Genomic DNA, 21960 nt, shown 5'->3' on the forward strand with positions numbered 1-21960 from the left:
GGTTTCTGCCTCCATCTATATCATTCAATGTCCATCCAATGAGTTTTATTTATTTTATTTTACTTTCGGCCTGTTTACCTTTCTCCACCAATACATCATAAGCTGCATCCAATGTCACCTGACCAAACATAACGCTCTCCATCTCCGACTTATACGTAGCCGTAAAATCTTCAGCACCAGCAGGCGCAGGATAGAAAGGTAATGCCTTCGGTTTAGCAACATCAAGCAATTCTTTACCGAAACGTTCTCCATCCGTTAGATTAGGCTCAAGGGAAGCGTAGACTTCATCATCAATTGGAATACCGCGCGTCATCCCCAAAATTTGACCTGCTTCTGGGTCAGATATGAACCATTTGATAAACTCTTTCGCCTGCTCAACATTTTTGGAATTTGCACTTACAGAGAAGAAAATCGTTGACTGAGCCCAGCCACCCCCACTCTCTCCGATCGGATTGCTGTTCACGGCTAACTGACCTGGTTTCAGTGCTTCAATTGCACTCGCCGAGCCGACCGATGCTGTACGAAGCATAACTTTACCAGAACCCAGTGAGTCGAGCTGTGGATCATTCTCTTTAAAAGCTAGCTGCTGATCTGCTGACGGTACAATACCTTCTTTTTGAAAATCGGCATAGATGTTGTTAAATTCAAAAAAGCTATCTTTGTCCAGATTGAATTTTCCATCTTGGAAAATAGGCCCTTTACCTTTGGCAGTCTGATAAAATTGATAGAATTCCCAGATGTTGCGCATGTCGTCGATCGGATATTTATCCTCTGGCAGCTTGCTCCGCGCCTCTTTGGCATAAGCAAAGAAATCATCCCAAGTCCAGTTGTTAAAAGGTAATTTGATTCCGTATTTCTCTAGTGTCACTTTATCATAGACCAATCCTGCACCATTGTAGCTCAAAGGCACTCCGTACAACTTGCCATCAATCTTAATGTTCTCCAGCACCTTCTCATCCACAATGCCACTCAAGTCCAGATCAGATAGGTCCGCCAATTGCCCACGCTTCGCATAGCCTTGAATGTACGCTGCATCCATTTGCAGAATATCTGGGAGAGAGGATGAAGCCGCAAGAGTAGGAAGCTTCTGCCAGTATCCATCCCATGATGTAAATTCTGTTGTGAGTTTGATATCTGTATGTTTCGATGTGTATAGCTCGATTGCTTTTTTGGTTGCTTCATGCCGGGCATCCGAGCCCCACCACATCATTTTGAGTGTGCCGGTGCCTTGGCCTTCACTTGCGCCCGAATTGGAACCTCCTGAACAGCCTGTCACCATGACCGCAGCCAGCACACCGATTGTCAAAGTCTTCAACCAACGTTTACCTTTGATCACCATTGAATGACACTCCCTTGTATGTGAAGTTAATGTGATACCTCTCCTCAAAAATCAACCCTTGATCCCTGTTGTCGCGATACCTTCCACAAAATGCTTTTGAGCGATAAAAAAGACGATTGCTGAAGGAACAACGGACAGTAATGACATCGCGAGCAATTGACCCCACTGTACTTCAAACTGATCAATAAACATCCGAAGTCCAAGCCCCACCGTAAACTTCTCTACCGAATTGAGATATAGCAATTGTGAGAAGAAGTCGTCCCAGCTCCACAAAAAAGTGAAAATCGCTACGGTCACGAGTGCAGGCTTGATTAGCGGAGCAATGATACGGAAGAAAATCCCATAAACGGAGGCTCCATCAATCTGTGCCGCTTCATCCAGTTCGCGTGGAATGCCACGAATGAACTGCACGATCAGGAATATGAAAAATGCACCGCCCCCGAAGAAATGTGGCAATATGAGCGGCACATAACTATCCACCAAACCAAGTTTGTTAAACAGAATGTACTGCGGCACAACGGTAACTTGTGAAGGCAGCATCATCGTTAGAAGCAGTACCGAAAACCAAAAGTTCCGAAACCGAAAATTTAACCGACCGAACCCATAACCGACAAGTGCCGCCGTTACTACGCCGCCCAGTACATTCCAGAACTCCATCATTAACGTATTGGCAAAAAATCGAGCAAACGTAAACTCAGACGTAAAGTTCCACCCGTTGCTGTAGTTCTCCCATAACCAGGTCGTCGGCCACAATGACGGCGAGGATAGCTCAGTCGTGCTTTTGAAGGAGGCTCCAATCCACCATAACACCGGGTAAATCATGAGCAGTGAAAATGGAATCAGAATAAGATGTGCCTTCCATGTCTTCTGACTGCTAGTTATCATTTTGATTTACCTCCTTCGGATTCATAGAAGACCCAGTATTTAGATACGATGAAATTCAGTGCTGTAAAGACACCGATAATGACAAGTAGAATCCATGCCAGCGCTGAAGCGTAACCCATTTGAAACTGCTTGAACGCCTTATCATAGAGGAACAATACATACATGTACGTAGAATTCGCCGGGCCTCCAGCGGTAATGACAAAAGCTGACGTGAACATTTGAAATGAGTTAATTATGCCGAGTACAAGGTTGAAGAACATGACTGGTGAGAGCATCGGGATGGTGATAGAGAAAAATTTGCGAATACTACTAGCTCCATCCACAGAGGCGGATTCATATAGATCTTTTGGAATCTGCTTCAATCCAGCTAGAAAAATGACCATTGTTGACCCAAACTGCCAGGCATTCAGCAAGATCAAAGTACCTAGTGCTGTATTCGGATTGGATATCCAACCGATTCCGGTAATCCCAAACCAGCCAAGTATGTGGTTTATGTAACCATCCATGCCGAACATGTTCCGCCACAACGCGGATACTGCAATGCTGCCTCCAATCAAGGACGGAAAGTAAATCGCAGTACGATAAACATTCATGCCCTTAATATCTTTGTTCAGCAAAATCGCAACCATGAGTGAGAAGAAAAGCTTAATTGGCACCGCTAGTAGCACAAATACAAACGTGACTGTAAGCGATTTCAAAAATAATTTGTCAGATTGTAATATTTCGCTATAGTTACGCGTACCTACCCAAGTTGGCGAATCTAAAAGAGAATAGTCTGTGAACGAAAGATAGAACGATTGCAGAATCGGCCACAGTGTTAATAGCAGAAAACCAATCAGCCAAGGCGAGATAAACACATAACCAGCCACATTCTGCTGGTAGATCCAGCCGATTCCCCGCTTTTTGCCGAACATAGCATTACCCCGTTTCCATTGTAGTCTGTCAGCGTGAAACGCTGTATCTGAGTACATCATAGTCATTTCCAAAGTGTTCTGTCAACTAATTTATCAGTAATATTATGTTTACAAAAATTTAATAGGTTTACTTTAAGCGTTTACATAGATAAATAGTATGAATATTCCTCGTTTGATAGATATTCATTTCATACCAAATAGGCTATCCTTTACATTCACCTGTAATGGATAACCTCATATGGTTGTATGTTAGACTAAGCTATCAATGCTGCCTTTGATCATCAACTCACCTTGAATCAGTCTCTTCTCATAAGGCATTGCGATATGCTTCAACCTCCATTGCATGATTTCTACCGCCTGCACTCCAAGCGCCTCAGTCTCCGCATTTACAGTACACAATTCAGGATATTGCGCCTGAACGTCAGGATCATTGTCAAAAGCAACAACTGAAATATCGGCAGGGATTCGTTTACCTTGTCTCTCCAGTTCAGCCATGCATAATGAAGCCACCTTATCATTAGCACATACAATCGCAGTAGTCGAAGAGGCCTCTATCAACTGTTGCATCGCTATGCGAATCAGCTCTAGATTTTCATGATGATGTGTCGGTCTAATCTGTAGCATCTCTTTATGTGGGGTGTAAGGTATACCATTTTCATCAAGAATCGCCTTGAATCCACTCCAACGATCGGCAAAACTACGAGCATACGACCAATCTCCTACAAACTGAATATCTCGATGGCCTTTACCAATCAGAAATTTCGTTAGCTTACGATAAATATCATAATTGTTCATAAACACCGTATCTGAAGCAACCAACTCATCCTCGTGATCTATGATAACAAAAGGAATCCCAAGTGAACGTAACTCAACCAGCATAGCTGTATCAATCAGTCCGATCCCGATGATACCCAGTAACGCCTCTGGTCGCATAAGTTTGTTAAAATTATGAGGACTGTCGTCCGTAATGAGTACCGATGAGATCCCGTGCTCTTCTAAACCGCGAAACACCCCTTCAAGCACGCGCCCCCAATAAAAAGATTCTCGATTCTGACTACGGATATTGGGAAAAAGTATACCAATCATGCGCTCTTCTTCCTCTGTCTGCGTCTTAGGAGCCATCGTGCGTCTAGATAGTTGCTGATCCAAATAACCTAGATTCGAAGCCACTTCAAATATTCGTTCACGTGTTGCCGTACTGATGCCTGCCTTGCCAGATAACGCTTTTGATACTGCATATTTGGATACACCAACCCGATCCGCAATTTCTTGCATCGTTACTTTTTTCTTCTTGTCCAACGCAACTCCACCCGCCTATTCTAAAGAGGTTTACAAAACGATTTTGTAAACCAAACTAACACGTTTACATCATAACAAAACAGATGCATGCTGTATAGGAATCTTGTTCTCGTTCGTAAAACTCCACGAGAATCTATAATGCGCTGAAGGCGGCATAACGTATATAAACGAACCAAAAAAGGCTAACCGAATGTGCTTCGATTAGCCTCTTCTTATGCCTTTCGGTCTATGTTGATACGAACCAGACTTCTAGACGATATACTGATAAATTATCGACGAACTTGTGGCCCACCAACTACAGCTTGTTCCGCTGTATCGAGGTCATACGCTGTGTGCAATGCCTTGATTACATCATGCAGTTTCTCCCCATCGATGACACAGGAGACTTTGATCTCAGAAGTACTCACCATTTTGATGCTCACACCTTCGCCTGAGATCACTCGGAACATCTTCGCAGCCACACCTGGATGGCTCACCATACCTGCGCCAACGATCGATACTTTAACCAAGTTCTCTTCAGAAGTCACTTCACGATACGGTAAACGGCTGTGGAGGCTCTCAATGACACGCAATGCGTTCTCACGATCAGACAATGCTACGGAGAAGGAGAAGTCTGCTTTTCCGTCCATTACACCACTTTGCACGATGATATCAACGTCAAGCTGCTCAGACGCCAGAGCACCAAACACCTCTGCCAGAACTCCTGGGGCATCTGGAACACCCAAAATGCTGATGCGAGCTACGTTTTTGTCATAGGCAATACCACTAACCACTACACCTTGTTCCATCGTTGCTTCCTCCTTCACAACCGTTCCTTCATTATGGTTAAAGCTGGATCTTACAATCAAAGGTACACCGGAATGCTTCGCGTACTCCACTGCACGCGGGTGCAACACGGCTGCGCCCAGATTTGCTAATTCCAGCATTTCGTCATACGAAATTTCTTTCAGCTTACGTGCAACCTTCACGATCCTTGGATCGGTAGAATAAATTCCGTCCACATCCGTATAGATCTCGCACGCATCCGCTTGAATAGCTGCTGCCAGCGCTACGGCCGTTGTGTCCGAGCCGCCCCGACCTAATGTAGTGATCTCGCCGTCTTCCGTCATCCCTTGGAAACCGGCAACGATAACAATATTACCGTCCTCAAGCGCTCTTATCACTCGCTCAGGCTGAATATCGTTAATACGCGCTTTGCCATGAACTGGCTCTGTGCGGAAACCAGCTTGCCAGCCTGTAAACGACACAGCTTTGCGTCCAAGTGCTTGAATAGCCATGGATAACAAAGAGATTGAGATCTGTTCTCCAGTTGTAAGAAGCATATCCATCTCACGTGCTGGTAACTCACTATTCAATTGTTTCGCTTGATCAATCAAATCATCGGTTGTATCTCCCATTGCCGAAACGACAACTACACACTGATGGCCTTCATCCATTTTCTCTACAACACGTCCAGCTACACGTTTCATACGCTCCGTGTCTCCGACCGAGCTGCCCCCAAATTTCATGACGTACAATGACAACGCAAATCCACTCCCTACCTTGTGCAGTATGCATAATTGATGTCCATCGCCATTATTCTCTCCGAAAAATGACTTTAACCCAGTATATTACGAAAGCGTCTGATAGGCTAATCTTTTTTCGAAAAAACCCTCTGCCAAACAAATGGCAAAGGGTTGATCTGACCGTTTATTCGCTTACAGTCATTGAAAGTTACGCACGGGAAGAGTATTTACCTTCACGTGTATCGATCAGGAGAACGTCACCTTCGTTGATGAACAAAGGAACTTGTACATTCAATCCTGTTTCTACTTTTGCGTTTTTGGTAGCACCTTGTGCCGTGTTACCTTTAACACTTGGCTCTGTTTCGATAACTTTCAACTCAACGCTTGTTGGCAAGTCGATTCCGAGGATTTCGCCTTGGTAGCTAACGATTTTTACGTTCATGTTTTCTTTCAGGAAGTTCAATTCCCATTCCAGTTGGTCACTAGTCAAAGTGAACTGGTCATATGTTTCGTTATCCATGAACGTGTGCTCTGCACCACTTGCATACAGGTAAGATACGCCACGGTTTTCGATGATTGCACGGCCAATTGTTTCGCCTGCACGGAATGTTTTTTCAACCGTGTTACCATTGCGCAAATTTTTTAATTTGGAACGTACAAAGGCAGCGCCTTTACCTGGTTTAACGTGTTGGAAATCAAGTACGGTATAGATATCGTTATCTACTTGTACAGTCAAGCCTGTTTTAAAATCGTTTACTGAAATCACAAAGATCCCTCCTGGTATAGTTGAAAAGTAGGTGATACAAGACGATGCGTTATTTTAAATATGACTTTGCCTGAATACAATACCATGTGCAGCGTGACCGTTCCAGGTTCGGATCGTTCTTATGATCGCTGTTGTCTTCCTATTTACTTGATCAGACTTTATAAGGATATAAACAGGAAGACAAAGGCGAACGCTAACGCTTCTTCAGAATCGATTCCTTCCCCTTCACTACTACGCTAATTACACATTACGATTGAGGAGAAAATTCATCTTTAAATTAAAAATTCGTTTCTATCACCGGTGGATAGTTATTTAGCCGATAACGGTAAATTTCTTATCCGATTTTGTTAAAATATGAATGCCTGTCTCTGTGATAACCACATCGTCCTCGATGCGTACACCGCCAAGACCGTCGATATAAATACCCGGCTCAACAGTTACAACCATGCCCGGTTTCAATACATCGTCGCTAAGCTTGGACAAACGAGGAGATTCATGAACCTCCATACCCAAGCCATGACCTGTGCTATGTCCGAACTGATCTCCGTATCCGTAGCCTGCAATGACATCACGTGCCAGTGCATCGGCTTCGCGTCCGGTCATACCCGGTTTCAGGTTCTCCAGCGTATGTAACTGGGCTTCCAGTACGATATCATAGATTTTGCGCAGCTCAGGTACCGGTATACCTGTTGCAATGGTACGAGTCAGATCTGAACAGTAACCGTCCAGCAACGCACCAAAGTCAAACGTAATCAATTCGTTCTGTCCAATGACCTTCTCACTCGCTACCCCGTGAGGCATTGCGGAACGTTCACCTGAGGCAACGATCGTATCAAACGATGAAGACGTCGCACCATGCTTACGCATGAAGAACTCCATCTCCAAATCGACCTCACGCTCAGTCATGCCCGGTTTCGCAAACTGTAAAACGTGGCTGAACGTTGCATCAGCCAAATCTGCTGCTCTTTGCATTACAGCGATTTCATCTTCGTCTTTGAACATGCGAAGTTGTTCCACAATACCGGATACAGCTTTAAGTTCAACCGGGTGAAGTGTTTCAGCATAAGATGCATGCGTGCCAAATGTCACGCTATCTTGCTCAAAGCCAACTTCTTTGATGTTTGCGGAAAGCAACAGCTCACGCACGGAATCCATTGGTTTTGGTCCGTGTTCCACAACGGTAAATCCTTTGGCTTGTAGAGGTGCTTGTGTCATATAGCGGAAATCGGTCAGCAAGTATGCTTCCTGTTCCGTAATAAGCACGTATCCCGCTGAACCCGTAAAGTTCGTCATGTAACGACGGTTAATGGGATTCGTAATCAGCATAGCCGTGAGTTCACGCTCGCGCATAGCCTCACGCAACTTATTCACTCGTTTGTTTTCCATCGGTAACCCTTCTTTCTCTCACATTCCCGGGTTCCCGGCTCAGGTTTGTTTGTCCAGATGACGCACGAGAGCCAGCAATCCCAGTTCGTAGCTTACTTCGCCAAATCCGGCAATCTGCCCGATCGTTTCTGCAGCAATTACTGAATGATGTCTGAACGCTTCGCGTGCATGAATGTTGGATAGATGAACTTCCACTGTAGGGACTTTTACTGCATTAATCGCATCCCGTATAGCGTAGCTGTAATGAGTAAAGGCTCCGGCATTCAGCATGATTCCGTCGTCTTTCCCCATCGCTGCGTGAATACGATCAATGATGTCCCCTTCGTGATTAGATTGATAAAAAGTGATGGAGACGCCAAGCTCTTCAGCCTGTCTGCGAATTTTGTCTTCAATATCCTTCAGACTAAGCGTTCCATAGATGCCAGGTTCACGTACACCTAGCATGTTTAGGTTCGGACCATTGATCACAACAATTCGTTTCATAGCTGCTCCATCCTCTCTGCAAATAACCATCTGCTATTTTAACACAGCCATTGCCGGATTGAGAAGCTTTTTTGCGGCTATGCTCCTGCTTTCTCTGGCTCACGCTTACGTTCGTCTGTGTACTCCATAGCTACTGTATAACCGATGAAGAGTCCCCACAGCAGGAAGAAACAGAACTCAGTGATGATTGAATCCCAAGTTAATTCATTCTGAGGCTTCATCATATGCACCTTAGGTCCGACCAGCACAAAGATAATAAGCCACCAGACGATTCCGTAGATCATACCAGGGATCGGCCCTTTTAACTTGCGAAGTGTAAAGGTATAGAGAACAGAAGCTAGGATCGAAAACGCGATAAAAAACAACCATCCTGTCAGATGCCCTTCCATGGAATACACGAATTCATGTTTGAAAAAGGGCTCTGCCAAAAAACCTAAAGGTACAATCGTAAAATGGATGACATAAAACAGTAAATATATTGCCCCCCATATAAATCCTGCAAAAAAACCTAATTCCACAGCAAATGGAAACGGCTTGGTCAAGTAATGTGCTTCTCCTTGTTTTTGCTTTCTACGACTGCTCTGTCCAGCCAATCTATTGCGATCTGAAATTTGGTCTTTTCGATGACCTTGTTCTTCTATATGCTCAGTCATGTGTTAAGCTCCTTCCATTTCTCTCTTCTGCATCGGTACAAGGTTGGTATCTCCCACTGTGAAGCTTCGATACACACGGATTGTTTATGGGGTAGTATGTTCCATTCTGACCAAACTTAACAACATCCAGCACGGATTGTCCTGCAAACTAGAAATTGCTCTCAAAATTCGATACAATAGGGTTATTACACCGCCTTCTACCATGAAGGCATAGAACAGAATAGGAAGGTGAGTAATTTGCCTCAACAATCCAAGCCTGTCAGCTATGGGGGGCAAGCTGTCATTGAAGGCGTAATGTTTGGTGGGAAACACGTCAATGTTACGGCTGTGCGAAGAAAAGACGGCGAGATCACGTATTTGGAAGTTCCCAAGCAAGACAAGTCCTGGGTCATGAAATTGCGGCGGATTCCGTTACTGCGCGGGATTGTCAGCATTATAGATTCGAGCGTTAAGGGCAGTAAACACCTGAATTACTCTGCTGACGCGTATGCTGATGATGAACTGGAACCGGAAGAAAAAGCAAAACAAAAAGAAAAAGAAGGCTCTGGCTGGAGCCTGAGCATGATTATTGGAGTAACCGCAGTAGCCATACTCTCATTCTTATTCGGGAAGATTGTACTTACCCTGCTACCGGTGGTCATTGAGAATTTTCTTTTCAAGAATGCATTCGACAATCAGTTTCTGCATAATTTACTGGAAGGCGGCATTAAGCTGATTCTGTTGCTTGCTTATCTCTGGTTGATCTCACAGACACCTATGATTAAACGTTTGTTCCAATACCACGGTGCGGAGCATAAGGTAATCAGTGCTCATGAAGCGGGCGAAGAGCTCACGCCAGAAAATGTGCAAAAATACAGCCGACTTCATTATCGTTGCGGCAGTAGCTTTATTATGTTGACGGTGATTATTGGTGTATTCCTATACTCCCTCTTCACTTACGACAACCTGTGGGAACGCATGGGTCAGCGGTTGATTTTGCTACCTGTAGTTCTGGGCATTTCCTTCGAATTGCTGAAAATCACCAATTCCGTTCGTGATATTCCGCTGTTACGCTATCTCGGATATCCGGGGTTGTGGCTACAGTTATTAACGACGAAAGAGCCTACGAATGAACAGGTTGAAGTATCGATCGCTTCATTTAACCGTATGCGTGAGTTGGATGCAAAACTTGCAAATGCTTCTGCAGTATCAGAAATTCCTGTTGCATCACTTGATCCTGTGAAAGGGTGATTGATATGAATAAGCAGGCGATCTTATTTTGGACGTTCATCACACTTGCTGCTATTGGAGCATTAGGTTTTTTGAGCAGCGGTGGAATCTCCCGAATTGTCATACCTCTGATTGTGTTAGGCGGAATATTCCTGCTGTATAAGTATCCTCCCCAGCGCTGGAGACGTAAATCAACGCCTAAGGTTAAACCATCGGCACGAACGATGGCCAAAGTTAATGCACAACAAGGCAGCACCAAAAAGAGTACTAGCGGATCATCCAAGAAACGCAAAGATTATCCGTTCCAAGTCATTCAAGGTCAAAAAGGTAAAAGTGATGAAGATATTCCTAAATTTCACTAACTTTGAATAAAGGGAATCACCAAAAACAGCAACTCTCTATCATGAGAATTGCTGTTTTTTTGGGTAGTGCATCTGAACATTTGAATCTTCCTATACAGGTGTCAGAGGTAATGATTCGGTTTGTTTTTTCCGAAGTTCTTTGCGCTGCTTATTCAATTGTTCGTCATACAATTTTGTATTCCACCCACTAAAAAACTCCGTGCCTGCAGCTAACCCGGATAAATACAAAGCTGTGCTATCCTGGGCTGAAAGGTGAAACTGTGTGGGTTTAATTCCTATTGTCGGTATTTTGATCGTACGGAAACGATTAATCTGTTCGATATATCGCTCATCATGAGCGGTAAGCATCGTCTCCACCAACGCCTGAAGCATGCTGAGTGGCCCTCTAATTCGTGCTGACTTCCCTTCTGTCTTGCCAACCATTTTAAATCCAACGACCGGAATCGGTTCACCGCTTCGCTCTAAGCGTTCCCCATCAAACAACCACAACGGAAAATTACTGAGCAAACCACCATCCACCACATACACAAATTGATCGGGAAAACGCATGCCTTTAGACAGGATCGGAGATCTTCGAATGACAACCGGATCAAAAAAGTAAGGAATACTACAGCTCATGCGAACAGCCTTGGCTACCTCAAGCTTATTAGGATCAATGCCAAAGCGCGCAATGTCGTCAGGTAAAACCAATATCGTGCCGTTCGTAATATCCGATGCGGTAATGAGTAATTTGCCTTTTGGAAGATCCGCAAAGGTTCGAATTCCTTTTTGCTTCAGCATATTTCGAATCCATTCTTCGAGTGCTTCCCCAGAGTATAGCCCCTTCTTCAGAAACAACCTTGCCGCAGGACCGATCCAGCGTACATCAAATATAGGAGAACGACGCAACAATGAAGCAAATGGCATATTCTCGATAATGGTCTTCATTTCTTCCGCTCGGTATCCTGCCGCAATCAGAGCAGCCACAATGGAACCAGAGGATGTACCTGCTACACGGTGAAACACCATATCGTAATCCTGCGCTGCCTGCACTGCACCCGCAAGTGAAATCCCTTTAACGCCTCCACCTTCAAACACCGCATTAATTAACATGCAAATACCCCCGTTCTCCAGACAGCCATGTTTCTACTGCAACTGTATGAGAACAGGGGTTGGTTATATTACGTATATCACACTAAAAAATTCTATAGTCCATAATATGCTTTGAGTTTGGCAATCAAGCCCAATGTATTCTTCGTCAAATGCTGTGAGCTGAAGTAGATATCACCCTTGATCAGGTCATACTTTTCATTATAAATGAGCTGGTCTATAATCTCTTGTGAAGTATTCCAGCCAATCTCGGATGTCCCCAGCTTATAAGGGGCGTGGCCAATGTACAGTTTAACGTTGGTGTTCGCTACCTCGTTAACCCACCAGTCCACAACTTTATCATAACGAGCAGCACTCAGTGTCATACTCCAGTACACTTGAGGTGCGACATAATCAATCCACCCTTGCTTGATCCATGTGCGAACATCTGCATGCATGCTGTCATAAGCCGGCACTCCTGCTCTTGTATCCGATCCTGTTGGGTCATCCGCTTTATTACGCCACACGCCAAAAGGACTAATGCCGTATTGAACGTTTGGCTTCACACGGTGGACACTCTCTCCAAGCTGTTTCACAAATTGATTAATATTATCGCGTCTCCACTCTGCACGATCCTTGGTATTCAATGTATTATATGTCTTGAATGCCGCATCATCATTAAACGTAGCGTTAGACGGATAAAAATAATCATCCAAATGCACACCATCAATATCATACTGATTAACCACTTCCATAATTGTATCAATAATATGTTGTCTTGCTTGCGGCATACCTGGGTTGATATAAAGCTTGCCTGATACATTTACAATCCAGTCTGGATGTAATTTCGAAACATGATTCGCTGCCAATCCGCTGGTACTCGCTGAATTCGTAGCACGGAACGGATTGAACCAAGCATGGAACTCCATTCCACGTTGATGGGCTTCTTCGATCATGAACGACAGTGGATCATACCCTGGATCTTTACCCTGAGTTCCCGTGAGAACTGTATTCCATGGCACAAGTCCTGATGGATAAATTGCGTCAGCATTCGCCCGAACCTGAACGAATACCGCATTGATTCCCATGTCCTTTAATGCATCCAGCTGCTGTGTATACTCTTGTTTTTGCTTCGTAATGTTGTTTCTTGCCCCAGATGACGGCCAATCACCGTTTACAGTTGCAATCCAAGCCCCACGCATCTCTTCTGAAGCAGGCGTCTGTCCAGTTCCGCCTGGTTCAGCAGGGACAGCTGGGGTAGGTGTAGGCGTTGGTGCAGGTGTCGTTGTTCCATCTTCTGTCGTCAAATCGATAACTTGCTCCGATTGATTCCAATTCACACGAATCCCGAGATTCTCACTGACAAAACGAATAGGAACCATGACGCGGCCTTGCTTCAGCTCTACTGAAGCATCCAAACCAACCACTGTGTTATCCACGGTAGCCTGCTGACGACCACTGGTCATGCTGATGACTGAATCAGCCTTTTTGATTGTAACGGTACGTGTCGCTTGAGACCATAATACAGAAGCCCCCAGCCCTTCACTAATGACACGCAAAGGAACCATGGTTACATTCACCTTAGGGATAATGTAAGGCGCTACATCTGAGTCTAAGCGTTGTCCGTCCAAGTTAATGACGATTTCCTTCTGTCCTGCTGCCTGTGCTGTCATTCCTGCTGTCTGCAAACCCAGCACAAAAATAAGCAACAGGATCAATCCTTTACGAAACTTCATCGATAACAATCCTCCATCATTTTTTAAACTCGCGGCAAATTCTGCTAGTTTAATAGACGCTCCTACGGATGGTTTAGTTGCGATCAATCACCAAATGTTGGGTAGAAAAAAACCAGCTTACGCGCTTTATCACATGACGATAAGCATCGTTGGCTGGTTTTTAGAAGGCTTTTAAAAGCATTCATTTTGCATCATTTCATTACTTACATTCCTATTTCGATGTTATGAATATCTATTACGATTCTGTATTACTCATAACATCCTGCAGGTTTTTGAGGTCACGCAATCGACTTTCATCTTGACGGAAATACTCGACTAAAGACTCGATACACGTAATTGAATCCCAACTTAAGTGGTGTTCAATTCCTTCTACGTCCTTATAGATATTCTCCTCTTGAACACCAATCGTTGTCAAAAATTGCTCAAGCAGATGATGGCGCTCCATCAAACGTTTCCCCATCTTTTTACCTTTTGGAGTGAGTACCAAGCCGCGGTACTTCTCATAGATCAAGTACTCGTCTTTGTCCAGCTTCTGGATCATTTTCGTCACCGATGAAGGATGCACTTCCAATCCTTCAGCTATATCAGACACACGAGCATAGCCCTTTTCATCAATTAATTTGTATATACGCTCCAAATAATCTTCCATACTGGGCGTTGGCATCTGCTTCCCTCTCTTCTCTCTGATCGGCAGCTGTTCCTGCCTGATCCCTATCTTATAATGATACATGTTATCAATGCGCATTGGCAAGTCCTCTGGATCTGTACGAGCCTGTATTGCGGTTTTGAATGTCTAAAAAAGCCCATCCGCACGCAAGTATTGGCACGGTTGACATCACCCTTCTTGAGACAAACTAAGTACAGTTTCGTATCGAAAGGAGTGTTGATGTGAGTACAAGTGTAGCGCAGCCCCCAGTTCGCAAGGCAAAGGGTACTAAACCCTTTATTCCCGATTTAGTGTATTTTGAACCTGGTGCGCTGGATTATGATAAAGGAAAACGAATCATGGAATGGGTCACCTCTAGAGATATCCCTTACCAGATGACGACATCCCATAATCGCATCACGAACCTCCCTGGTGAGACGGAGCAAGAAAAGTATCGGATGGCTAAGCGTACACTGGTGGTAGGTGTTCGAAAAACACTTAAGTTTGATCAATCCAAGCCTTCGGCAGAGTACGCTATTCCAATTTCCACAGGTTGCATGGGTCACTGCCATTATTGTTATCTACAAACCACACTAGGTGCCAAACCTTATGTACGTGTGTATGTGAATACGGAAGAGATTATTGAAGCAGCCAAAGGTTATATTGAGGAGCGCGCTCCTGAAATCACACGATTCGAGGCAGCCTGTACGTCAGATCCGGTAGGACTGGAACACATCACAGAAAATTTAAGTGATCTAATTCGATTTATGGCTGATGAAGAGTACGGGCGATTGCGATTTGTAACAAAATATCATCACGTTGATCCATTGTTAAACCTGAAACATAACGGTCACACCCGAATCCGTTTCAGCGTCAATTCCGATTATGTCATCAAAAACTTCGAACCAGCAACGTCCCGCTTTGAAGAACGGATCGAAGCTGCCGGTAAGATTGCTCATGCCGGTTATCCCTTAGGTTTCATTATTGCCCCAATAATGTGGTATGACGGATGGGAAGAAGGCTATTCGGAATTGTTGCAAAAGCTTGCAGATACATTACCTGAAGAAGCAACCAAGGATCTCACGTTTGAGATGATCCAGCACCGTTTTACCAAAACAGCGAAAGCGACCATTGAGAAGCGTTATCCCAAAACGAAACTTGAGATGGATATGGAAAAACGTAAAATGAAGTGGGGTCGCTGGGGACAATATAAGTATGTGTATAAAGACGATCAACAAGACGCTCTGCGCGAATTCATTACGGAACGTATTTTTGAGCATTTTCCTTTAGCCAATATTGATTACTTCACCTAAAATTACAAACGATCCAGGATATGATATAGATACGGACTTCTATATAGATTCCTACTAACAAAAAACAGGTTACATGTTCCAGATTAATCTGGGCTCACATGTAGCCTGCTTTTTTATACCTTTATTCATATCCCTTTATAAACTCACCGGTTCACACATGAAGCCATTCGTCAGATGATCATCCAATCTGGTGTGATACTCTGCAACCAAATCGTTATTTTGGTCATCTGACCTGTGTATAGCAAAATACCCATAAAGACCATCAAAGTTCCGCCAATCTTCATCAAAACATTCGAATAACGCAAGATCCAGCGTGTTGAACCGATGAAGAAGGCTAATACAAAGAACGGCAAAGCAAAACCGACTGTATAACCTGTAATCAATGCAAACCACGTTGTTGGTTCGCTAGCTGCCATAGCAATAATCGTAGCCAGAATCGGTCCGATACACGGCGACCAACCAGCGGAGAAACCTATACCGAAAATAAAAGAGCCAAGGTACCCAGCTGGTTTCCATTTCATATCCATTTTACGCTCTTTCATAAGAAACTGCGGTTTGAACACCCCGAGCAAAAACAATCCCATCAATATAATTAAAATAGCGGACAATTGACGGATCAATTCTCGATGATCATTGAAAAACTGACCAAATAGTCCGGCTCCCAGCCCAAGTGTATAAAAAACAGCTGAGAAGCCTAAAATAAACGCCAGCGTATGAGTCAACGTCTTAAAACGAACTTCTCGCAAATTACGATCATCCTTCAAGCGTTGCACCGTCATGCCTGTAATATAAGACAAGTATGACGGATACAATGGAAGACAGCATGGTGATATAAACGAAGCTACTCCTGCAACAAAAGCCACCCATACATTAACATCAGGCATGATGCGGATGTCTCCCTTCTCCGGGCTCGCTTGCTTACTCGTTCAGTCGTTAGGCACGGAACCCTTTTTTTCCAATCATCGTCAGAATAAGCATCATGATGAGCAGCAATACAATGGTTGCTCCTGGTGCGAGATTCCAAATCCCGGCTACAACCAGTCCAATAACAACAGCAATTTCACCAATAACTACGGACAAAATAATAGCTGACTTGAAGCTCCGCGCCATCAGAAGGCTGACAGCCACCGGAATCGTTAATAGTGCTGATACAAGCAGTGCACCTACGATTTTAATAGCTGTACTGATCACGAGCGCAGTCATTATTGTAATCAACATGTTTAACAATCGGACGGGTAAGCCCGTAACTGCCGCAGCATCCTCTTCAAAACTAAGCAGGAAAAATTCCTTATGTAACAGAGCTACAACGATGACCACAATTAGAGTGACCACCCCTACTAGTTTCAAGTCCGTAGCATCCAGAGTATAAATACTTCCGAATAAATAACTCATAACATCTGTGTTGTACCCTTTGCCTAACGTGAAGAACAGTGACGCCAGTGCTACGCCTCCGGACATAATAATCGCAATAGATAGTTCTGCGTAACTCTTGTATGCCTTACGCAGCTTCTCAATCGCAAACGAAGCCAGTACTGCAAATACAAGTCCTACGCCAATCGGATATACCTCAATTAGGAATCCAAGTGCAACCCCGGCAATCGTCACATGAGAGAGCGTGTCCCCAATCATCGACAAACGTCGTAATACCAGAAATAACCCGATCAGCGGAGCAGTGATGCCAATTAACAAACCACCGGCTAGTGCCCGCTGAAAAAAATCACTCATTAATATTTCCAAAACATACACGACTCCTTCTTCGGCCTTGCTCTAATCCAAACGTACCCAACACTGCATCTATTTTACTAAGGAAGTAGTATGCTGTAGATTCGTTTCCGCACAGTCTTCAATCTCATGAGAATGGCGAACATGAAAATGAATTTTACCGTTCGTTACAGCCGCCTGCGAACCCAGATAGTTCTCCATCCGATCCATATCATGGGATACCATCAAAAACGTCATCCGATGGTGTTCATGCATATGGGTAATTAATTCGAAGAAGCTGTCCTGCGATTCCGCATCAATTCCAACCGTTGGTTCATCCAGAATAAGCAAATCTGGATGATTGATCAGTGCTCTTGCGAGAAACACACGCTGTTGCTGTCCTCCGGATAATTGTCCAATCCGCTTGTTCGCCAGATCCTCAATGCGCATCACCTGTAAGGCATCTGTACATTGTTGCTGCGCTTTACGCGACATTCTCCGAAACATATTTTTGTTATTGTACAAGCCAGACATGACCACTTCACGCACTGTTGCTGGAAAAAGTGGATTAAAGGCATTTTTTTGCGGCACGTAACCGATTCGCTCCCAATCCTTAAACCGGCGGATGGATTGTCCGAACAACTTAATATCTCCCTGCGCGGGAGGCAATAGTCCTACCAGCATCCGCAATAATGTTGTTTTCCCTGCTCCATTCGAACCGATTATACCAACAAAATCTCGTTCTTTAACCATAAAATTAAGATCATTGATCACTTTCTGATCTCCGTAGGAGAAAGAAAGCTTCTCGATCTCGATGATTGGATCATGACATAGTGGCATGATTTGCTGCATTGCAAAGCCGCCCTTCATTATATATGAGGATTCTAAGTTAAAATCCTTCAGTCTACCTTATTTTAATGCGATCAATAGATTTTGCAAATTTTTTTCCATCAAAGTGAAGTAATCATCACCATTATCCACCTGTTCTTTGGTCAAGCCTTCAACTGGATTTAATACCATCGTCTCTACGCCTGCTTCACTCGCGAGTGTTTTGGCAAGTTTATCAGATACAAGCTCTTCGAAGAAAATATATTTAATACCTTCATCCTTAACGAGCTTCGCCAGGTTAACGATGTCCTGACCAGTCGGCTCAGCATCAGGAGATAGTCCCATAATAGCATGTTGAGTCAATCCATAATCGCGCGCTAAATACCCGAATGCCTGATGAGATACGACAATTTCTTTATTAGGGACTTGAGATAACTGTTCCGTAAAGCGTTGATCAAGTGCTACAAGTTTAGCATGCAGTTCTTCATAACGCTCTTCATACCCGGCTTGGTGATCAGGATCTGCTTCAACGAGACTATTTTTAATATTCTCTGCCATAATCATAGCCGATTTAGGACTTACCCATGTGTGTGGATCAACATGATGGTCCGCAACTTCTTCAGTGGCCGTTTCTTCATCAGAATGTTCACCCTCGTGCTCATCTGTATGTTCGTCTGCGTGCTCTTCATCATGCTCTGCACCATGTCCGTGTCCGTCATCACCTTCAGCTGTTAACAGCGTAACGCCTTCACTGACAGCAACAGATTTCACTTGTGTATCACTGTTCAGTGATTTGAGGAAATTAGGAACCCAACCCTCAAGACCTGCACCATTATAAAGGAACAATTGAGCTTTGGATGTATTAACAATATCCTGGCTCTTAGGCGTCCATTCATGGGGTTCAACACCCGTAGGCAGCAAATTAATTACATTCGCATCTTCTCCACCAATGGCCGCTGTAAATGCATATACAGGATAAAAGGTCGTGACAACATTCACTTTATCTTCCACAATCTTGGCATTATTCGATGTACTCTGGCCACAGGCCGTTAAGAGAACCAAGCTAACAATGAGGAAGCTGCTCCATACCCACTTCATCCGGTTCATACCTGTATGCTTCGATGCATGATTCTGCCCATCTTTATTCCTGTTTATTAAACGCATGTTTATAATCACTCCGTATCTCTTAATCGTAAATATTACTGAAAGAATTATAGGCAACCTGTCTCTCATTGTCAAGCAGCTTTCCTATTCATTCTTACCTGGTATACAGAGTTCATAACAATATATGCTTGTTTTCTCACGATCAGATCAGAAGTTACAGAATATACAAAGAAGATGACCCGAATGATCGGGTCACCTCTTCTGTATAGCCATATGATGTCATTGATTCGATATGTCCCACTGAACGGTTACATATGAGTCTCGGTGTAAAAGCTTCTTATTTAACTTGAGCACCGTTAGGCATGCTATCAGGTACAGTAGCGAGTGTAAGCTGATCTCCGTGCGATGCAGCTAGAATCATGCCCTGAGACAGCTCTCCACGTAACTTTACAGGCTTCAGGTTCGTGACACAGATGACTTTGCGTCCAACCATCTCTTCTGGAGAGTAAAATTTGGCAATGCCGGACACAACCTGACGTTTCTCATAACCAAGATCGAGTTGAAGCTTCAACAGTTTATCTGCTTTTTTGACAGGCTCGCAGGCAATAACTTGTGCAACACGCAGTTCTACTTTTGCAAAGTCATCAATACCGATCTCTTCTTTGCCTTCTGGCGCAGAAACAGGTTCAGTTGCCCCCGAAGCAGCTTGTGGAGCTTCAGACTGTTCCTCGGATTTCTTACCACCAGTCATCGCCTCGGAGATATAAGCAATCTCCTGTTCGGAGTCAAGACGTGGGAAGATTGGATCACCCTTCTGCAAAGCATTTCCAGCCGGAATTACGCCCCATTGTTTCGCAGTATCCCATGCAGTAAGCTCGCCTTCTTGGATACCTAGCTGTTCCCAGATTTTACGCGGAGCGCGTGTCAGGAATGGCTGTAGCAGGATGGAAGCAATCCGCAAGCTTTCAATTAAGTGAGCCATTACAGAGGCAAGTTCATCGCGTTTAGCTTCATCACGAGCTAGTGCCCAAGGCTGTGTCTCATCAATATATTTGTTGCTGCGGCTAACGAATTGGCTGATAGCTGTCAACGCAACGGAGAATTGCAGATTCTCCATAGCTGTTTCGACTTTATCCACAGCTGCTTGACCTGCTTCTTCGAGCGATACATCAAACTCGGTTACACCTGATGTAAACGCAGGCGCTTGGCCTCCGAAGTATTTATCAACCATAGCGACTGTGCGGTTCAACAGATTACCCAGATCGTTGGCAAGATCCGAATTCACACGATCGACGAAGCTTTCCGGTGTAAACGTGCCATCTGAACCAAATGGAACTTCCCGAAGCAAGTAATAACGAAGAGAATCCAGACCATAACGATCAATCAAGGTTACCGGATCAACAACATTACCTTTGGATTTGGACATTTTGCCATCCTTCATCAACAACCAACCATGTGCAAACACTTTTTTCGGCAATGGCAGATCAAGCGCCATTAGCATGATTGGCCAGTAAATCGTATGGAAACGAACAATCTCTTTACCTACAAGATGAACATCCGCAGGCCAGAATTTATTATACAGTGTAGGATCAGATGATCCGTAGCCTAATGCTGTGATGTAGTTAGACAATGCATCGATCCACACGTACACGACATGCTTCGGATCGCCTTTTACTTTTACGCCCCATTCAAATGTTGTACGTGAAACAGCGAGATCTTCCAAACCTGGCTTGATAAAGTTGTTAATCATCTCGTTCTTACGGGACTCCGGTTGAATGAACCCTGGGTTATCCTCATAATACTTGAGCAAGCGATCAGCGTATTTACTCATGCGGAAGAAGTAAGATTCCTCTTTCACAAGTTCTACGGGATGTCCGCTATCCGGGCTCTTCGCCGAAATGATCTCACCCTTATCATTCTTCTCTACATCGACTAATTGAGTCTCCGTATAATACGTTTCGTCTGGAATACTGTACCAGCCCTCATACTCACCTTTGTAGATATCTCCTTGCTTCAGCAAACGGTCAAAAATATCTTGAACTACCGTTTTATGACGCTCTTCCGTTGTACGGATAAAATCATCATTGGAGATATCCAGCTTGTTCCACAACTCTTTGATGCCTACCACAATGTCATCTACGAAAGACTGAGGCGATTGACCTTTTTCCTGTGCTTTACGTTCAATCTTCTGTCCGTGCTCATCCGTGCCTGTTAAGTAGCGAACCTCGTATCCACGTAGACGCTTGTAACGCACCATTGCATCACCAGCTACCGTTGTGTACGCATGCCCAATATGCAATTTGTCGCTTGGATAATAGATCGGTGTTGTTAAATAAAATGTTTTTTGATCAGCCATGAATGACTTCTCCTCCTTTAATCCGTTACACGATTAGTTGAACTTGAAAAAGAACACAAAAAACTCCCGTCCCTATGGGACGAGAGTTGTTCTCACGTGTTACCACCCAAATTCCCTGTATCTTTTGCAAAACACAGGCTCTGTCGGTCCTTCGACCGTCCATTAACGCTGGATCACGCCTCAGCCTTACGACAACGGGTCTCAATCCCTGTGTGTACGCTCGAAAGAGGTTCCTCCAGGACCATTTCCATCCTCCTCCCAGACCGGTTCTCAGCTCATCCGGCTCTCTGCACTGGGGGTGTGTCTGTACTTATCCCTTCACTGGAAATCATTATACGAAAAATATACTGAAACACGGCCCTATTTGTCAAGTTCATAGCGGCATTCACCTAGCGTGCCCAGATGAA

Annotated in this window: 20 protein-coding genes; 3 read left to right on the forward strand and 17 right to left on the reverse strand. The window is 44.2% G+C overall.

Features of this window, described 5'->3' with window-relative positions; translation table 11 throughout:
• Positions 1 to 49 precede the first annotated feature (49 nt).
• The 9 genes from MH215_RS01705 to MH215_RS01745 all read right to left on the reverse strand — a co-directional run bounded on the left by MH215_RS01705 (position 50) and on the right by MH215_RS01745 (position 9230).
• Entirely contained in the window at positions 50 to 1339 is a 1290-nt protein-coding gene (locus tag MH215_RS01705) for an ABC transporter substrate-binding protein (RefSeq protein ID WP_239287297.1), read from the reverse strand.
• 51 nt (positions 1340 to 1390) lie between these two features.
• Positions 1391 to 2224: a carbohydrate ABC transporter permease gene (locus MH215_RS01710; RefSeq protein ID WP_239287299.1), complete on the reverse strand. Its 834-nt coding sequence runs from the start codon at positions 2222 to 2224 to the stop codon at positions 1391 to 1393.
• Entirely contained in the window at positions 2221 to 3138 is a 918-nt protein-coding gene (locus MH215_RS01715) for a carbohydrate ABC transporter permease (protein WP_239287301.1), read from the reverse strand. Before MH215_RS01715 ends, MH215_RS01710 begins: the two co-directional genes overlap by 4 nt.
• 249 nt (positions 3139 to 3387) lie before the next feature.
• Complete coding sequence (locus MH215_RS01720) at positions 3388 to 4437, reverse strand: substrate-binding domain-containing protein (protein ID WP_239287303.1); 1050 nt, start codon at positions 4435 to 4437, stop codon at positions 3388 to 3390.
• Between the two features lie 269 nt (positions 4438 to 4706).
• Entirely contained in the window at positions 4707 to 5960 is a 1254-nt protein-coding gene (locus MH215_RS01725; protein ID WP_239287305.1) for an aspartate kinase, read from the reverse strand.
• Between the two features lie 190 nt (positions 5961 to 6150).
• Complete coding sequence (gene efp, locus MH215_RS01730; RefSeq protein WP_056696506.1) at positions 6151 to 6708, reverse strand: elongation factor P; 558 nt, start codon at positions 6706 to 6708, stop codon at positions 6151 to 6153.
• Between the two features lie 312 nt (positions 6709 to 7020).
• Entirely contained in the window at positions 7021 to 8094 is a 1074-nt protein-coding gene (locus tag MH215_RS01735) for a M24 family metallopeptidase (RefSeq protein ID WP_239287307.1), read from the reverse strand.
• Positions 8095 to 8133: 39 nt separating this feature from the next.
• The gene (gene aroQ, locus MH215_RS01740) at positions 8134 to 8577 is read right to left on the reverse strand and encodes a type II 3-dehydroquinate dehydratase (RefSeq protein ID WP_056696502.1); all 444 of its coding nucleotides are present in this window, start codon (positions 8575 to 8577) and stop codon (positions 8134 to 8136) included.
• Between the two features lie 77 nt (positions 8578 to 8654).
• Positions 8655 to 9230, reverse strand: a complete 576-nt coding sequence (locus tag MH215_RS01745) for a YqhR family membrane protein (RefSeq protein WP_239287309.1) — start codon at positions 9228 to 9230, stop codon at positions 8655 to 8657.
• Positions 9231 to 9467: 237 nt separating this feature from the next.
• Between MH215_RS01745 and MH215_RS01750 the strand changes: the two genes are divergently transcribed.
• Positions 9468 to 10460 carry a DUF1385 domain-containing protein gene (locus MH215_RS01750; RefSeq protein ID WP_056696501.1) on the forward strand — a complete coding sequence of 331 codons (993 nt, stop codon included), beginning with the start codon at positions 9468 to 9470 and terminating at the stop codon, positions 10458 to 10460.
• 5 nt (positions 10461 to 10465) lie between these two features.
• Positions 10466 to 10801 (forward strand): hypothetical protein, encoded by a 336-nt coding sequence (locus MH215_RS01755; RefSeq protein ID WP_239287311.1) that lies wholly within the window; start codon positions 10466 to 10468, stop codon positions 10799 to 10801.
• Positions 10802 to 10891: 90 nt separating this feature from the next.
• Here the strand turns inward: MH215_RS01755 and MH215_RS01760 are convergent, their stop codons facing one another.
• The 3 genes from MH215_RS01760 to mntR form a co-directional block, all read right to left on the reverse strand.
• The gene (locus tag MH215_RS01760) at positions 10892 to 11893 is read right to left on the reverse strand and encodes a patatin-like phospholipase family protein (protein ID WP_239287313.1); all 1002 of its coding nucleotides are present in this window, start codon (positions 11891 to 11893) and stop codon (positions 10892 to 10894) included.
• Positions 11894 to 11985: 92 nt separating this feature from the next.
• Complete coding sequence (locus MH215_RS01765; protein ID WP_239287315.1) at positions 11986 to 13605, reverse strand: family 10 glycosylhydrolase; 1620 nt, start codon at positions 13603 to 13605, stop codon at positions 11986 to 11988.
• Positions 13606 to 13840: 235 nt separating this feature from the next.
• A complete protein-coding gene (gene mntR, locus MH215_RS01770) occupies positions 13841 to 14269 on the reverse strand; it encodes a transcriptional regulator MntR (RefSeq protein ID WP_056696954.1) in 429 nt (142 codons plus the stop codon).
• 224 nt (positions 14270 to 14493) lie between these two features.
• On the opposite strand from mntR, the gene splB reads away from it, so the two are divergent.
• Positions 14494 to 15564, forward strand: coding sequence for a spore photoproduct lyase (gene splB / locus MH215_RS01775; RefSeq protein ID WP_239287317.1), 1071 nt, complete (start codon positions 14494 to 14496; stop codon positions 15562 to 15564).
• 170 nt (positions 15565 to 15734) lie between these two features.
• Here the strand turns inward: splB and MH215_RS01780 are convergent, their stop codons facing one another.
• From MH215_RS01780 to metG, 5 genes are all read right to left on the reverse strand, one after another.
• On the reverse strand, positions 15735 to 16448 hold the full coding sequence (locus MH215_RS01780; protein ID WP_056696490.1) for a cytochrome c biogenesis CcdA family protein: 714 nt from the start codon (positions 16446 to 16448) through the stop codon (positions 15735 to 15737).
• A gap of 49 nt (positions 16449 to 16497) precedes the next feature.
• On the reverse strand, positions 16498 to 17301 hold the full coding sequence (locus tag MH215_RS01785; protein ID WP_056696488.1) for a metal ABC transporter permease: 804 nt from the start codon (positions 17299 to 17301) through the stop codon (positions 16498 to 16500).
• Positions 17302 to 17358: 57 nt separating this feature from the next.
• The gene (locus MH215_RS01790) at positions 17359 to 18117 is read right to left on the reverse strand and encodes a metal ABC transporter ATP-binding protein (protein WP_056696487.1); all 759 of its coding nucleotides are present in this window, start codon (positions 18115 to 18117) and stop codon (positions 17359 to 17361) included.
• 57 nt (positions 18118 to 18174) lie between these two features.
• On the reverse strand, positions 18175 to 19200 hold the full coding sequence (locus MH215_RS01795) for a metal ABC transporter solute-binding protein, Zn/Mn family (RefSeq protein WP_239288668.1): 1026 nt from the start codon (positions 19198 to 19200) through the stop codon (positions 18175 to 18177).
• A 334-nt stretch (positions 19201 to 19534) separates the two neighbouring features.
• Positions 19535 to 21553: a methionine--tRNA ligase gene (gene metG, locus MH215_RS01800; protein ID WP_239287319.1), complete on the reverse strand. Its 2019-nt coding sequence runs from the start codon at positions 21551 to 21553 to the stop codon at positions 19535 to 19537.
• Between the last annotated feature and the right edge of the window lie 407 nt (positions 21554 to 21960).

The sequence above is a fragment of the Paenibacillus sp. ACRSA genome, assembly GCF_022346845.1.
GTDB lineage: Bacteria > Bacillota > Bacilli > Paenibacillales > Paenibacillaceae > Paenibacillus.

Excerpts from the sequence above, each read along its gene's own strand:
- MH215_RS01705 (WP_239287297.1), bottom strand. The coding sequence starts at position 1,339 with ATGGTGATCAAAGGTAAACGTTGGTTGAAGACTTTGACAATCGGTGTG.
- MH215_RS01710 (WP_239287299.1), bottom strand. The coding sequence starts at position 2,224 with ATGATAACTAGCAGTCAGAAGACATGGAAGGCACATCTTATTCTGATT.
- MH215_RS01715 (WP_239287301.1), bottom strand. The coding sequence starts at position 3,138 with ATGTTCGGCAAAAAGCGGGGAATCGGCTGGATCTACCAGCAGAATGTG.
- MH215_RS01735 (WP_239287307.1), bottom strand. The coding sequence starts at position 8,094 with ATGGAAAACAAACGAGTGAATAAGTTGCGTGAGGCTATGCGCGAGCGT.
- aroQ (WP_056696502.1), bottom strand. The coding sequence starts at position 8,577 with ATGAAACGAATTGTTGTGATCAATGGTCCGAACCTAAACATGCTAGGT.
- MH215_RS01745 (WP_239287309.1), bottom strand. The coding sequence starts at position 9,230 with ATGACTGAGCATATAGAAGAACAAGGTCATCGAAAAGACCAAATTTCA.
- MH215_RS01755 (WP_239287311.1), top strand. The coding sequence starts at position 10,466 with ATGAATAAGCAGGCGATCTTATTTTGGACGTTCATCACACTTGCTGCT.
- MH215_RS01760 (WP_239287313.1), bottom strand. The coding sequence starts at position 11,893 with ATGTTAATTAATGCGGTGTTTGAAGGTGGAGGCGTTAAAGGGATTTCA.
- MH215_RS01765 (WP_239287315.1), bottom strand. The coding sequence starts at position 13,605 with ATGAAGTTTCGTAAAGGATTGATCCTGTTGCTTATTTTTGTGCTGGGT.
- mntR (WP_056696954.1), bottom strand. The coding sequence starts at position 14,269 with ATGCCAACGCCCAGTATGGAAGATTATTTGGAGCGTATATACAAATTA.
- MH215_RS01780 (WP_056696490.1), bottom strand. The coding sequence starts at position 16,448 with ATGCCTGATGTTAATGTATGGGTGGCTTTTGTTGCAGGAGTAGCTTCG.
- MH215_RS01790 (WP_056696487.1), bottom strand. The coding sequence starts at position 18,117 with ATGCAGCAAATCATGCCACTATGTCATGATCCAATCATCGAGATCGAG.
- MH215_RS01795 (WP_239288668.1), bottom strand. The coding sequence starts at position 19,200 with ATGAACCGGATGAAGTGGGTATGGAGCAGCTTCCTCATTGTTAGCTTG.
- metG (WP_239287319.1), bottom strand. The coding sequence starts at position 21,553 with ATGGCTGATCAAAAAACATTTTATTTAACAACACCGATCTATTATCCA.